The 14,940-nt window shown below is 48.3% G+C and carries 6 protein-coding genes; all 6 read right to left on the reverse strand.

Annotation, left to right across the window (positions count from 1 at the left end):
* Positions 1-56 precede the first annotated feature (56 nt).
* The 6 genes from ACDZ28_RS32225 to ACDZ28_RS32250 all read right to left on the reverse strand — a co-directional run bounded on the left by ACDZ28_RS32225 (position 57) and on the right by ACDZ28_RS32250 (position 14,684).
* Positions 57-416, reverse strand: coding sequence for a histidine triad nucleotide-binding protein (locus ACDZ28_RS32225; RefSeq protein ID WP_042130338.1), 360 nt, complete (start codon positions 414-416; stop codon positions 57-59).
* A 366-nt stretch (positions 417-782) separates the two neighbouring features.
* Positions 783-4,199, reverse strand: coding sequence for an AAA family ATPase (locus ACDZ28_RS32230; RefSeq protein ID WP_375103714.1), 3,417 nt, complete (start codon positions 4,197-4,199; stop codon positions 783-785).
* 1 nt (position 4,200) lies between these two features.
* The gene (locus ACDZ28_RS32235; protein WP_375103715.1) at positions 4,201-5,382 is read right to left on the reverse strand and encodes an exonuclease SbcCD subunit D; all 1,182 of its coding nucleotides are present in this window, start codon (positions 5,380-5,382) and stop codon (positions 4,201-4,203) included.
* A gap of 40 nt (positions 5,383-5,422) precedes the next feature.
* Positions 5,423-9,559: a helicase-exonuclease AddAB subunit AddA gene (gene addA, locus ACDZ28_RS32240; protein ID WP_375103716.1), complete on the reverse strand. Its 4,137-nt coding sequence runs from the start codon at positions 9,557-9,559 to the stop codon at positions 5,423-5,425.
* On the reverse strand, positions 9,556-13,068 hold the full coding sequence (gene addB, locus ACDZ28_RS32245; RefSeq protein ID WP_339287702.1) for a helicase-exonuclease AddAB subunit AddB: 3,513 nt from the start codon (positions 13,066-13,068) through the stop codon (positions 9,556-9,558). The genes addA and addB overlap by 4 nt, the downstream gene beginning before the upstream one ends.
* Positions 13,069-13,889: 821 nt before the next feature.
* Positions 13,890-14,684 carry a MerR family transcriptional regulator gene (locus tag ACDZ28_RS32250; protein ID WP_339287703.1) on the reverse strand — a complete coding sequence of 265 codons (795 nt, stop codon included), beginning with the start codon at positions 14,682-14,684 and terminating at the stop codon, positions 13,890-13,892.
* Between the last annotated feature and the right edge of the window lie 256 nt (positions 14,685-14,940).

The raw sequence follows: 14,940 nt of genomic DNA on the forward strand, positions 1-14,940 counted from the left end.
CAACCTTCGTGTTATTCTTTTTTTCTGGCAAGTTCTTCAACATTTAATGATTGTACTTATGCGTGAGAAGCTGAGTTTCCTGTAAGAGCTCCCAGCTTGGCCCCACCAAGCAAGTGATAATGAAGATGAGGCACAGCTTGTCCACTATCCGGACCACAATTATTGATCAAACGATAACCAGACTCAGCAATCCCAAGGTCGATAGCGATCTGTTGCGCTACACTGTGAATTTCTGCAATCAGCGGAAGATCCTCAGGTGTGACATCATTCATGGAAGCAATGAACTTCTTTGGAATGATCAACACATGTACCGGTGCAGCCGGCTCGATGTCGTAGAATGCAAGAATACGTTCGTTTTCAAATACTTTTTTGGAAGGAATAGTACCCTCAATAATTTTGCTGAACACGGTCTCCATAGAGTGCTTGCCTCCTAAAAATTGGTGAAATTTTGCTTCATCATAAGATAATCATACAGGATAATCACCAATTACGAAAGACGCTAGGAGATTCAACATCCACTCTCTAAAACTGTATCTATTACAGAATGAAATTCCTTAACAAATTAAGTCGTTCTATAAAAACACCCGTGGGTCTAAAAAAGGCAAAAAAAAGAGAAACACCCTTCACAGCTTATAAAGCTGATTCGGCGGCGGACGTATGAAAAGGAGTACTTTCCCTGTCATACGTCCGCCGAGGTGTTTCTAAAGTAATGTCGGCTTAGCTGTATTATAACAGCGCGATGATACTGTATCTGTGATATCAATCACACAGTTTAAAATCCTTCACATTTTTTCCAAAAGGATACGAGATCCTCCTCCGCCCTGTTCAGCAGGTACTACTACCAGCTTACGCGGTAATCTTGCACGAAGCTCTGGGACGTGGCTGATAATGCCAACCGACAGCTGATCGTTATGCAATCTTTCAAGTGAAGTAATCACTGTATCCAGCAGCTCTGGATCGAGCGTACCAAACCCTTCATCCAGAAAGAAAAACTGCAACGGATATTGTCCGCGGAGCTGGATCTGAGCTGAAAGAGCAAGTGCCAGGGAAAGGGATGTGAGGAAGGTCTCTCCACCAGACAGAGTTGAGACAGGTCTTCTTACCCCGCCGTTCCCGTCATCTCGGATTACAAAGCCGCCACCCGAATCAACCTCCAGCGCATAACGCTGTTTACTCAGGAAACGAAGCCGCTGAGAAGCGGACTGACACACCTGCATCAACTGCTCCTCCGCAATGTACTCAACAAAGGCATTCCCACGTAAGACAGTCTGCAGTTTGGATAGCTGATCTTGCAAAGAAGCGTGCTCAATCCGCTGAGTTTCAAGCTCCATCCAGCGAATATGCCGATGCCGCAAATCCTCCAGATCACGCTCTGCACGTGCTCTAGCTTGTAGAGATATTTCATCCTCAGTCTTGCTTTCTCTTAAGGTGATCTGGCTTACTTGCCATTCCTCTTCAGTTAAGCTGACCCCATCAAGCTTCTCTTCAATGTTACGCAGCTGCAAGGAGACCTCAGCTTCTTCGGCACGATGAGCACGTACCCTGGAAGAAGCGATTTCCCGTTCTTCGGGTGTGAGCGCTGCTCCTTCAACCTCAGCAGCTGAACTAAACGGTGAAGATGCCAAGCTTTGTTCCCATTGACTGGTAGCTGCTACGTAATGTTCACGCGCAGATTCTGCAGCCTGGCGAGAAATTGCAGCTTCCTTAACCTCATGCTGAGCCTTCTCCGCCGCCGTGAGATGCGATTGCTTACTTGCCTCCAGAGCCGTTAACAATTCCTGCAGACGTCCTTCACACGCCGCTAGAAGAGGAGCTGCCGCGCGACCATTCGTCCACTCCAGTAGACGCTGATCTTTTTCGCGTTGCAATTCTTCCTTCCCTTCGATCTGTGTGATCCACTGGGCCAGCTCTTTGTCCAATCCTGTTATGGTCTCTTGAAGGCTCTGCACTGAAGCGCTCTTCTCTTCCAGAAACTTGACGCTGATATCAAGACGCGATCTAATTTCTTCAGCTTGTGCATCCTTCGCAACCAGCTCACGATAGGCTTGTTCTACTTCACCTGGTGCCAAATCCGGGAATTGCTGAGCCCAGTTCTGCCGCATCGTCGTTAGCTGCGCGCTGAGTTCCTCAGCTTTGGCAGTAATTCCTTCCACCCAGCTACGTTCACCATCGACACCTGCTGCTTCTTTGAGGCACAGCTGCTGAACCGCCTGCATTGATTGCTGCCATTGTACCGCAGTTCGGCGCAGTTCACCGGACTGACCCTTTAATGCCAAAAGTGCAGCTTCAAGTTCTGACAATTCTTTTTCCCCGGGAATAGACACATCGGTTGGAGGAACTTCAGCAGTACTGAATTCTGAACCTGCAGCTGCAGGGTGATTTGCCGCTTCAATAACTTCATTTCCAAATACCTGCTCCAGCCATACTTGATCCTGTTCACGAAGACCGCGGAACAGATGACGAGCTTCTAATGCCCGTCTGGATAACGCCCTAACTTGCTGAAGCTTCATTTCCAGTTCCTGTTGCTCTAAGCTATTCTGCAACAATGCAGGTGCAGGATGATGCTCGCTGCCGCATACAGGACAAGGTTGCCCTTCTTCCAGCTCCTTAGCTAGTGCAAGGGACAATCTGTGAAGCTCTTGATCCTTCATAGCTGCTTCCAATGCACCAATATGTTGCTCTAGGCGCTCCGCTGCGGTGCGCGCAGCTTCTTCTGCTGCCAGCAGCTTCTCTTGATGCAGCGCCGCCTCGCGGATCAGTTGCCCGCGAGCAGCTTCCTGCGACTCGCGACGGCCCTCGGCCTCCGCGAGTCGCGCCTGCGCAGCCGCCAGGGCAGCGGCACGCTCGAGGCGCTCCTTCTCCGCCTTATCCCACTGGGATTCGGCGGAGTGCAGCCCTTGCAGTCTCTGCATCGCTTCTTGCAGAGACTGCCGCTCCTGGGAGCGGACACCGAGCGGCTGCAAGCTCTGCTGCAGCTCTTGCTGGCGCTTTTGGCCCTTGGCCAAAAGCTCACGCTCCCGAGTCATGCCCTCCCGCAGCTCCGCTAGCTTGCGGGAGGCCTCTTCGCGGCGCTCACGCAGAGCCGCGAGTTCGCGCCGTAGCGCCCCGAGCTCGGACTCGAGCTCGAGCGCGCGGCGGTAGGTGCCGGCCCCCTCCCGGAGGGCCGGCTCTTCCGCCGCAAGCGCGGCCTGCGCAGCAGCCGCGGCGGCAGCGGCACGCGCCGCCTCCTGCTCGGCGGCGGCGGCCAGCACCTCTTGGCCCTCCGCGCGGGCCAATCGGCTCTTAAAGGCTTCTTCCGCGCTGCGCCATGCTTTCAGCGCGGGAAGCCTTGCCTCGGCCTCGTCAGCTTGGCCGAGCTTCTGTTCAAGGAGGAAAATCTCCTCCTCCTTGGCGAGCAGCCCCTGCCGCTGCAATTCGCGGCGGGTGCGTTCCTCTTGGAGCTCGCGAATACGCGCGAAACGCTCCGAGACCTGCAATGCCGCCTCAAGCTTTCGGCGGCATTCCGCAGCATAAAGGGTGGCCTGCTCGAGGCGCTCCGCCGCTGCCTCTACATCCTCTTTGCCTGCGCTGCCAAGCCCCTGCTGCTCAGCGATGAGCGCGCGGAGCGCCGCCTCATTCTCCTTCACCCGTCGGCTAAGCTTGATTGCAAGCTGATCGCCATACTGTTCCAGATGGAACAGGCGCTGCAGCATTTGCCGACGATCTACGCCACGAAGCGATAAGAATTCGGCAAATTTCCCCTGCGGCAATACAACCGCTCGCGTGAAATCATCCATTTTTAGACCGATATGCTCCTCCACGCAGCGCGTAACATCTGCGAGCTTATCCGCCATGACGTTATCCCCGTCAGGTGTAATCTCAATGAAACGGCTAATCGTGTTACTGACGGTTTGCTCACCTGTCCGTTTGAACTTCCGTTCAACACGATAACGATGTGCCCCAGCGGAAGAAGTGAGCTCAAAGGTAAACGCCACGCTGAGTGAATCCTCAGAGTGATTCATAATCCCCTGTGTTCCATTAACAGCGCGCTCCACTTTCCCGTACATCGCCAAAGTAATAGCATCCAGCAAACTGGATTTACCGCTACCTGTTGGTCCAAAGATCCCGAACAGCCCCGTCTCACACAGACTTTCAAAATCTATTTCTTGCATTTCTCTATAACTCTGTAATCCTGCTACTTTTAATAGAATAGGCTTCACCTTAGTTCTCCTCTCCTTCCTCTGGCTGACGCCGTTCTTCTTCGGTTAGCTGTAAGAACAGCTCTATCAAGCTGTCTTCCGGCTCCGCTCCACCTGTCTGACGCTGATAGAATTTACGGAATAACTCTTGCACAGGCATACGCGAACGGGAAATTTGTTCGAGCTCCATCTCCATTTGCGGGTAGATCGGACGAATATGAATGATCCCCTCGCGTGACTTGCGCAAGCGTTGAATATCGTTCATCGACATAGCCTCACTAAGCCGAATTTCCAAATCTATAAAAGCAGAGGCATCTCTGCCTTCATCCAGCCAGGTATATACCTCCTGTAATCCGCCAGTGGAGCTCCATCGTACAAGTGGACGCCCACAACGAAGATAAATTTCTTCGAAGGTCGGTTCACCACCCGGCGCAACATCAATCAGCGTCACCGACTTGGCTTGCCCTGCTTCAGAAAAGCTGTATGCCAGCGGGGATCCGCTGTAACGGATCATTCCTTCCCCCTTAACTCGCTGTGCGCGATGGAGATGACCCAGTGCCGTATATTGCGCTCCACAGGCCAAAGCAGAAGGATCAACAGTATAAGCTCCGCCCACTTGAATTGGACGTTCCGAATCACTTTCCACTCCACCAAGCACATAAATATGGCTCATCGCCAAATTCACGGTCTTTGGTGTGAATTCCCGTCCCAACAGCTGCATGAGCTTGCCTACCCGCGCGCTGTAAGCCAGTCGAAGCTCCTCTTCCCCGCTGTCTCCAGCAAGAAGTTCACCGAGACGTGCCTCCGAGGGATAGGGAAGGGCTGCGATTTTAGCAATCTCACCCGTACGCGCAGCATGAATAGTCACTGGCTCAGAAGTAGGAAGACCCACCAATGTAATCCCCTGTCTTAATACAAGCGGTGAAACAGAAGATACGCGCTCCGGTTGGTCATGATTTCCGGCGATCACAACAAGTGGTCTTCCCCCTGAAGTCAGCCTAGCAGCAGCTTCATAGAATAGCTGTTCTGAAGCCGCTGGTGGATTAACGGAGTCATATACATCTCCCGTCATCAGAATCAAATCCACTTTATGAAAATCGGCGATCTCCACCAATTCATCTATGAACTGCTCTTGCTCCTTCTGCCGGCTTCTTCCTTCCAGCGTTCGGCCGAGGTGCCAATCTCCCGTATGCAATATCCGCATCTTCGTCCTCTTTCCCCGCTCTATGCGGCAATGAATAGATTTATAATTTCACAGCATGTCCGCCGTCAAAAAAGTACAGCCAAATTTCGCTGATCGGTTCTCCCAAAATATCATGTAATGCCTTGCTGTATAACTCTAGCTGAAAACGATATTTTTCCTTAAGCGCTTCTATCCCACCCTGATGTTCTAAAACAGAGTCCGTCTTATAGTCTAGCAGAATGATCCGGTCCTCTTCACGGAACAGGCAGTCAATCACCCCTTGGATCAGCACAGCTTCACTAAAGCCTTCATTATGATTCTCTGGGCTTAGCTCTGATACGGCTTTATTCATATAATCGAGCCCTCGATAAGCCTCGTCTGCGGGAACCATATAACTGAAAGGCATTTCTCTAAGCTTCCAAGAAGAATCTATTAATCTACGACCAAGTTCATTCGTATAAAAGGCCTCTATCTGAGCCGGTTCCACCGCCTCCACCTGCTCAGCAGTTAGAATAGCCACTCTCTCTAGTCGTGCTAATGTTTCTTCCACAACCTTAGGGTCAACTGAACCCTCAAGCGGAATATGCTGCATAACTGTATGGTAGGCTGTCCCGCGCTCCGCTGGGGTTAGACTGCGTTTCTCCATAAATTTCGGACGGCGTAAATGAAGACTGTCTGCTCCTGCCACATTTGTACGTTTATTGTTTTCTGTTGAGGTAGCAGGCTGGCCGCCTTCCTCTAGGAGATCATAAGAAGGCTGGTCCTGCATCGACAACAAAGCTTTTAACTCCGTAACAGAGGTTTTGGCAGGAATGCCAGAGGCAGCCGTATACGGATAAGGCCATTCTAGTCTTCTTGCAATCTCTTCGCTATTCTCTGATCTATAAACATTTACAGATGCACCTTTTTGCAGCGCCTTGAGTACAGTTAGACGTTCTTCTGCTTTGTCTTCAGCGTTATCCGCTGGAAGGAATGCCCCTGAATTCAGGTCGGAAGCATTCTGTACAGTGATGCTCCAGTTCGAGATATCGCTGTGCAGCACTGTCGAGACAGTACCTTCTGAACCACCTAGCTTACGAAGAATAGCCGCTGCCGGATGCCGGATCAATGCCGGTCCAACCCAGTCCAAATAGCTACGTCCCCGGGCTAATAAATGATCGGCAAGCAACAGCTCTTCCCGATTCTGCACACTGCTCCAGCTAGCGATTTTCCTTGGTAAATCTCTTACGGTGCCGACTAGAATCATCTTATCTCTCGGCCGAGTTAAAGCTACATATAACACCCGCATTTCCTCAGCCAATAATTCAAGTCGTGTTCGACGATTAATAGCCAAATAAGGAAGCGTTGGGTAGCTGACACGTGTTTCCCGCTCCACAAAACGTGGTCCGAAGCCGAGTTCTTTGTGCATCAGGAATGGAGAGTGCAGATCCTGCCGATTAAACTGCTTCGCCATACCCGCTATAAAAACAACAGGGAACTCCAAGCCTTTGGATTTATGGATGGTCATTATTCTGACCCCATTGCCCTCTTCACCACCACCACCACCTGCTACACCAAGATCTCCGCCATTCTCACGAAGCCGTGAAATGAACACCAGAAAACGGAACAACCCACGCGCCGCAGTATCATTCTCAAATTGAACCGCCCGATCATATAAAGCCTTAAGATTGTTCTGGCGCTGCGAGCCTCCAGGCAGTCCTCCAACCCACTCCAGATAGCCGCTCTCACCATAAATACGCCAGATCAGCTCACTGAGACTGCCTTGTCTAGCTGCATCTCTCCAGCTATCAAGCTGTCTCAGGAAATTCTCAAGCTTACGCTTCAACTCTGGGTTGATCTGCGGTACAGCTTCACTTTCTGCTCCTACATCATGAACGCTATTGTCAAAAGAGGCCTCATTAGAGAACGTATTTATATCAGCGGTGCTTGCCGATTCCATTTCATGGGCTGAGAAAAGATCATACTCTTCCTCATTTTCTTCTAAACCTTGCATGTTCACTGCCACTTTTACAGCACGATAGAAAGAACCATGGCTGCACATCCGAACTGTAGCCAGCTCCTCTTCAGATAAACCAACAACAGGTGACCGAAGCACACCAGCGAGTGGAATATCCTGCTGAGGATTATCAACTATTTTTAAGAGTGAAAGTGCAATTTCTACTTCTGTGGCTACAAAATATCCTTTATTCAGATCTCCATAAGCAGGGATTCCCTCCATCCGCAGCTCTTCGATGATTAAAGGGGTCCATATTCTCGCCGAACGAAGCAAAATCACGATATCACCATAAATCACTGGGCGCATAATCTTAAGCCCTTTATCATAAATCAGCAGCGGGGATCCGCCATTCAGGCCAGTCATCTGTGAAATACGCCGAGCAATCGCCCGTGCTTCCAGTTGCGCAGTCTCACTCTCAATGGCTTCACTCTCCTGAAGTGGAGTCTCACTGTCCTCAGAAGTCTCTTCTACTTTACCTGCTGCCGCTCCGCGATCGATCAATAATAGCTCCGGTGCAAAAAAAGTATCTGGCCCCTTCTCTGCTGCACCCGGGAAATTCGCACCATACACAAGCTCAGCACGTTCGTCATAAGTAATCTCCGCCACAGTCTCGTTCATAATCTGCCGAAAAATCATATTTACGGCATTTACAACCTCCATACGACTACGGAAATTACGTGCTAGATCGATAACCGAACCTCCGGACGATTCATTAGGCTTATCAGATAACTCGCTTAACTCGGATTCGCCTACTGTATTGCTGCCACCTCCGGCATTATTAGAGCCAAAGCTGCGGTATTTATCCAGGAACAGCCCCGGCTCTGCCAGACGGAACCGATAAATACTTTGCTTCATATCTCCGACCATAAATCGGTTACCAGGTATTTCGCGGGAGATAAGCCGCACAATCTCTTCTTGCACACTATTCGTATCTTGATATTCATCTAACAGAACCTCATCGAATTGGGCACGGTACTCCATCGCTGCATCAGAAGGCAGGGAATGGCCCGGTAGAGAATCTGGATGACGTAAAATTTGCAGACAATAATGCTCCAAATCACTGAAGTCGACGAGACCCCGTCCTGCTTTTTCGACTCGGTAACGTTCACCGAACGCTATCACCGTCTCAGCAAGCTCTGCCATAAGAGGAGCCGCCTCGTTCAGTTCTCGCAAAAAAACATCGGCAGGACGGCCAAACAATGCCTTCTGAAGATCTAAAATACTCTTCTTCACACTATCGCGCAGTTCTTTAACCATTTCCTGCAGTCCAGGATCTGTCGAATCCTTCTTACAAGCTTTCAATTTCCCAAAGTATACTTCCATGAAAATATCATATAATTCTGCCCATGGCCGTTCATTCACAGCCTCCTGCAATGCATTTACCATCTCAAGATCGGCCGTCAGATTCTCGGCATAAGGCGCCGGACCACCTGGCTGTAGCGCGATCTCTCGGCCTTGGATAAGCTGACTGGCTGCACCCGCAAGGGTCAGCTTCGCTTCTTCAAGAATACTTAGCACCCAAGGAGTCCGACCTAAGCTATCTGTGTCTGGTAATGAGAAATCAGCTGCGGTATCACGAAGCCACTGCTCTGGCCAAGGATGGCTGCGGGCATAATCATGCAGTCGCTGTATGAGCGCATGTACCGCATCATCGCTGCGTTCACCACTGAACCAGTCAGCAAGCTGTACAAATACACTATCCGCGCCATCTTCACCTACTTCACCGTATTTTTCCTCCAGTAGCTCTTGAAGCAGCTCCTGCCGCATCATCTCTGCTTCATGTTCGTTCAGTATACGGAAACCGGGATCTATAGGAATAATCTGATAGTAACGCCGAATCACTTCCAGACAGAAGGAGTGTAGTGTTGTAATCGAGGCTTTCCCGAGCAACGACAGCTGACGGCGTAAATGGTCATTATCTCCATTCTCCTCAAGCTCCCGATCGAGTGCTTCCCTAATCCGCTGGCGCATCTCGGCAGCAGCAGCTTTGGTAAACGTAGCTACTAGCAATCTATCTACGCTAAAGCCATTCTCTTCCTTGCTGATTTTGCGAATAATCCGTTCTACAAGTACCGCTGTCTTACCGGAACCTGCCGCCGCGGCAACGAGGATATCATCACCGCTCTCAGCAATGGCGCGCCACTGGTCATCACTCCATATGCTTCCTTCCGGTTTCGCTTCTATTTCAGACTTAATACTCACGGTGTAGTTCCTCCTTTGCGGGACAGCAGATCCCAAATAACGTCCTTCCCTGGCTTACCCAGATTGTTGTAGCCATTACCTTCCACGGCTTCATCGAACTGGCAGACGGGTCTAAAGGAACAGAATGTGCAGGCTGTCTCCTGCCCAATCCGGTATGGCTCAATCGCCACATCACCTTCCGTAATGCGTGTCCCGATATCCGAGATCGTTCCCCGAACGGATGATAATAAGTGCCCCCATTGCTCTGGTGTAGCTACAGAAGCACTACTATAAAAACTGCCATCAGCTTTTACTGCTACAGGCACGATAGAAGAATACCCTTTGTCTAAAGTCGTATCCATCAAGGATACGACCTCGCGGTCTGCTGTAAGCAGTCCTTTCATCTTGAAGCGTTTCAGCAATTCTTGTTCTGCCTGTTCCTTGTTCATCCCGTTAGATGAGGTTAACAGTGGGTCATGTACGTGAAAATACAGTGTCCCTGCTGGAAGCGCCGGTTGCCCGAGCCATTGCTCCGAGTACGTAAGCAGCACATCCAGATAGGTCAGCATCTGTAGCGATAATCCATAGTACACTTCATGCAGTTTGAGATCTTTTTGAGACGATTTATAATCAATTACTCGCAGAAGAATTCCATTCTCTCCACGGGCCATGTCTACACGGTCAATCCGTCCAACAACCTCCATCACACAGCCATTCGGCAGCGTAATTCTTAAAGGAGGCAACTCCTTATCCGGTCCAAAATCCAGCTCCAGCCCTACCGGCTCAAAGCTACCTCGGCGGGCATGCTCGCCCAGAATCACAGAAGCACGTCCAACAATGTTTTTTAGCTTGCGGGAAATGTATCCGTAACGTTTAGAGCTCATCAGAATTTCACCCTGTAGCATCGGCGATAAACGTTCTACCGTTTCACTTGCCTCACGCCGACATTCCTCTGGAGACAAGCTTCCCCAGCCGCGGCCCTCTTCTTTCAGTCTTACCGCCATGTCACTTAACGCAGCATGGAACAGTTGTCCAATATCAGGTGCTTGCAGCTTATATAGCTGGCGTTCCTTCAATCTAAGTCCATAGGATGCAAAATGGGAGAAGGAGCAAGCAACAAACTTCTCCATCCGGGACACACTGCCACGCAGTGTCGATCCCCCATACAATCGCAGGCTAGTACCTCGCTTTAGCTTCGTTCCCTCATTACGATAAAACAATGAACTGAGCAGACGTTTCAGTTCGAGGCTTCGTTTCTCATCAGACGCAAACCAATTATAAACATCCCACCACAATACAGGTATCTCGGTCCCTTGACGCCACTGGCGTAGCTGCATAATCAATGCACGAAGACTCTGTTCTGGATGACCAATGTAACCCAGGTGAATGGAATCTCTGACTTCATCTGGTAGTCCCGCAGAGGGAAGTGTGGATAGGATGTGCTCTTGAACCCTTGGGAACATTCTATGCAAATGACGGATTACCTCAGACGGAAGAAGAGCCTTGCCCTCATCATCAGCTGTAGCGTAGCTAATCCAGAGCTTTCGACTTCCTGTCGTTAGGGCATTATAGATCAAAAACCGCTCGTCCAGCAGTTTACGAGAAGCACCAGGAGCAAGCTCCATACCGGCGTTCTCAAGCACAGAGCGTTCGCCTTCCGAGAGAATTCCATCTTCCTTAAACTGCGCAGGCACAACACCTTCATTAAATCCAAGCAAAAAAGCGTATTTAACTCCCGTTGGTCGAGTACGATCCATGTTACCAACCAGTACTTGATCGAGCGCGGGAGGAACAAGTCCCATCTTAAGCTCAGCAAGTCCTGTCTCTAGGACTCCGGTGAACACATCAAATTCAAATCTCTCGTTGCCCATCATCTCAACGATCTGATCTAACAGATCAAGCACTGCACCCCACAGCTGACTATGTTCTCTAGCCTTCTCGGGTTGCCCCTTTTCCATAGAATCAACACTAAGTTTCTCCAGCTTACGAGCAACATCCGTCTCATCCAGCAGCTTGTACACGGCGGTACAAAGTTCAAGACCGCTTCTACTCTTCTGTATCCGTTTCTCAAAAGCAAATAAAGGACCCGTTATACTGGCACGGCATCGTTCCATCGTAGCAAGCAGTTCTTCATCCATCTGTCTGCCGCCTTCCAGCGACAAGCTAGGGATCCCTTTCCAAGAACGGCCATCGGTCCAGCGATACCCTTGAATTCCACAAGCCAGCACATAATTCTCTAAATCATCCATATCCTCACGCGTAATACTACCGTCCAGCGGAAGCAAAAGCTCTGTCTTTACGCAGCGGAAAACATCCTCGAAGCGCCAGCGTCGACGCACTATATCCAATGCGGAACGTACAAACTCTACCAATGGATGATGCAGCTCATTTACCTTCTGGTCCAGAAAAAATGGCACTCCATAATCTTGGAACAACGGTTTAATCAGCTGTTCGTAATCTCCAATATTACGCATTAATACGGCCATTTCACCATATTTTGCACCTTCATCTCGTGCCAGCCTGATCATTTCACGCAGCGCTCCCTCAACCTCTGCTCTGTGAGAAACTGCTGCACCTATAGATATTGCTTCATTTGCCAGTTCATCTGCACCAAACCAGACCTTTCGACGGTCATATCCCCTTTCGAGATGAGCAAGAGCAGGACTTTCTTCAAAACGCGGAAGAACCGCTGGCTCCAAAAGCTCGTCCCACACATCCATGCCCAGCTCTTCAGCTATTCCACGCAGTTTAATGTAAGTAACCGCAGTTGGGTGAAATAATTCAAGCTCATTCAACTGATCTCCATAGGGATAAGAGCGATCAAGTGTAAGTGAGACGGTCAACTTCGATGCTTGCTGCATTAATTCTCTAAGCACTACGAATTCCTGCGGGGTAAAGCCATGGAACCCATCTACCCAAATCTCCGCTCCACGAATGTAGGCGGAATCAGGAATATGCTCAGCTAGTTCCGCTAAACGATCCTCTTCATCGATGTAGAGACGCGACATCTCCTTCTCTAAATCGCTGAATACCACCTGTAAATCATCTAGCTTTCCTTCAAGAATAGGGCTTCTTGCAATAGCGCCTCGCATTGCAGACAACTGTTCCTCTAAATCAGTGGAAGCCAAGCAACAACGCTTCATCTCCGTATGCAGTTGATTCAGCCGTTCCACAAAACCCGGTCTGTCTGCTGAGGCACCGAACAATTTTAGTTCCTCTTTGCGACGGCGGATAATTTTATAAATTAACATCTTTTTGCCTTCTTCACTGATAGGCAGGCTAGCGCTACCCCCAGTTTCCTGTTTCACCCGATAGGCAAGCCGAGAAAAGCTTAGTGTCTGCGCCCGAATGCTCCCCTTCACATTCCCTACGGTGAGAAGCCCCCGTTCTGCTCCAAAAGAACCTTGCTCCGGTACTAGAATAATGATCGGTGCGCCAAGAGGTTCCTGCTCTAATGAAGAAGAGATAGACTCCCATATTTTTGTTGTCTTGCCACTGCCTGAGCGGCCTAGTAAAAAGGTTACCGACATAAATGATAGACTCCTTCCGTAGCGGAGAAAATGTATATGATACAAGGTGAAATACTCACCGTGTGATGATGTTCAAATGAAAAAGTTCAGTCGTTCCTCGTCCCATCAGTATAGCATAACTGCACAAATCAGAACATGCGTTTGCTAGTATTTTCTAATGATTTACAATAAAAAAGCTACGAAATAAACAGCAACTAACGTATTTTGTTGACTTGCTGTTTAGTATTTCTAGTTTGTTAATACCCGGTGCGCAACATTCGATACTTTCTGTTTGGAGCGTAGAGTTAAGGTTCGGGTTTCAACACTCAACATTTTCGCTTCTGCTAGCTACATTAATTACTTGTGGGCTCAGGAGTCGTTATTCATGAAATTTCGTGCTGTTTTTGCAACTTTTCGGACTCCAGTGAAGCTATTCGTCGCGAAAGTCCCCCATCTCGGCTAGTTTGAGGTCAATAGCGCCTTTGGAGTCCGCAACGGTCAAAATCTAGGCTTTCTTCGCTGTTTAGTTTCGTTTGAGTCCTATAGCAACTTCTTCCCTATGAACACTCTAAAGACTGGAGTCGTTGATTTAACGCCGTTTTTGAATTGAAAAATCGTTAGCTTTTGAAAAATAAGTCTTAGACTGCCGCTGTTATCGTTGAACTAACGCATACTAATCCTAAGAGGCTTATAGAGTTAATCTGCCAGTTAGGTTAATAGATAACATTGAACTATAGTTAAATATTTATCTAATCGGCGAAGTATAACGTTCTTGTCCTCAGTCAGGGGCAAGAAACGTGATTCCTTAATCAAAAAAAGCCGCTAAATTAGCGACTTTCAATCTAACATGTGCGTTTCTTAATGAACAGTTGTATCTGATAATCCCACTGCAATATTCCAGTCACAATAATGTTATGAAGAACAAAATCTGGACACACATCGTATTCCGTCTTCGCCCTTTCAAGTAACTTTTGTAATACAGCATCCTTATTCTCTTCGGTACAAATTGCACACAGATAGTCCCCTTCTGGTAGTACAGTCAGCCCCTCTAAAGACGGATATTTCAAGCAAACAGCAAATAATCGTGTTATTCCTTCAGTCGTGAACATTCCTGCCATATCTTCAAACAGAAATTCTGAATGTAGAGACGTTTCAATTTGTTGATAGAAATGTCTGTGATAGTCCCATAAATTCTTAAGTGTGGGGCTTTCCATTTTATTCGAAAGCATAATTACCCTTTCCTCTATATGTCTGACAAAGTAATTTTCACTTTGACTATAACCGTCGTGGAACTTATTTTCATAATGTAGATAGGCACGTTTAATTTTCGATTTTGCATACTGTAGACGAGCAATTTTATCGTCTGCTCTTTTTTCTGCTTGTTTTAGAAATGCAATTACTTTAGAGAGATCATTCTGCTGCAAAATATCTTTAATATCCATTAAAGTAAGATCCATTGCTTTAAGCAGTTCAATGGTTTGCAGCTTTACGAGCTCCTGCTCGGAATAGTATCGATATCCCGATAATTCATCTTTATGGCATGGCTTGACTAATCCAATACGATCATAGTGCCGCAAGGTCTCAGTGGTCATCTCTACGATCTCTGCTGCTTGCTTAATTGTAAAATAGTTCTTCATATCTACCCTCTTGACCTTTTTGTAACACAAAAGTTTATGATGATTAAAACATATGCGACTGATAAACGCAACGAAATACAAAATGAATTTATTACCAGAAAGGAAGGCAAACATGAAGAACTAAACCATGTATCAAAGGATTATCAAACATTTATTGCTGTCTATGCAGTCATATTGGTATGGTTGGCTGACAGATCCTACTTTAGTGACTATCATTTTGTGTATTTATTCCAATCTAACCCTTGCAACATATTTG

This window comes from Paenibacillus sp. RS8, from assembly GCF_041956825.1.
Taxonomy (GTDB): domain Bacteria; phylum Bacillota; class Bacilli; order Paenibacillales; family Paenibacillaceae; genus Paenibacillus_AQ.

What these genes read in the sequence shown, in the direction of transcription:
- addB (WP_339287702.1), bottom strand. Translation starts at nt 13,068, where the DNA reads ATGTCGGTAACCTTTTTACTAGGCCGCTCAGGCAGTGGCAAGACAACA.
- ACDZ28_RS32225 (WP_042130338.1), bottom strand. Translation starts at nt 416, where the DNA reads ATGGAGACCGTGTTCAGCAAAATTATTGAGGGTACTATTCCTTCCAAA.
- ACDZ28_RS32250 (WP_339287703.1), bottom strand. Translation starts at nt 14,684, where the DNA reads ATGAAGAACTATTTTACAATTAAGCAAGCAGCAGAGATCGTAGAGATG.
- ACDZ28_RS32235 (WP_375103715.1), bottom strand. Translation starts at nt 5,382, where the DNA reads ATGCGGATATTGCATACGGGAGATTGGCACCTCGGCCGAACGCTGGAA.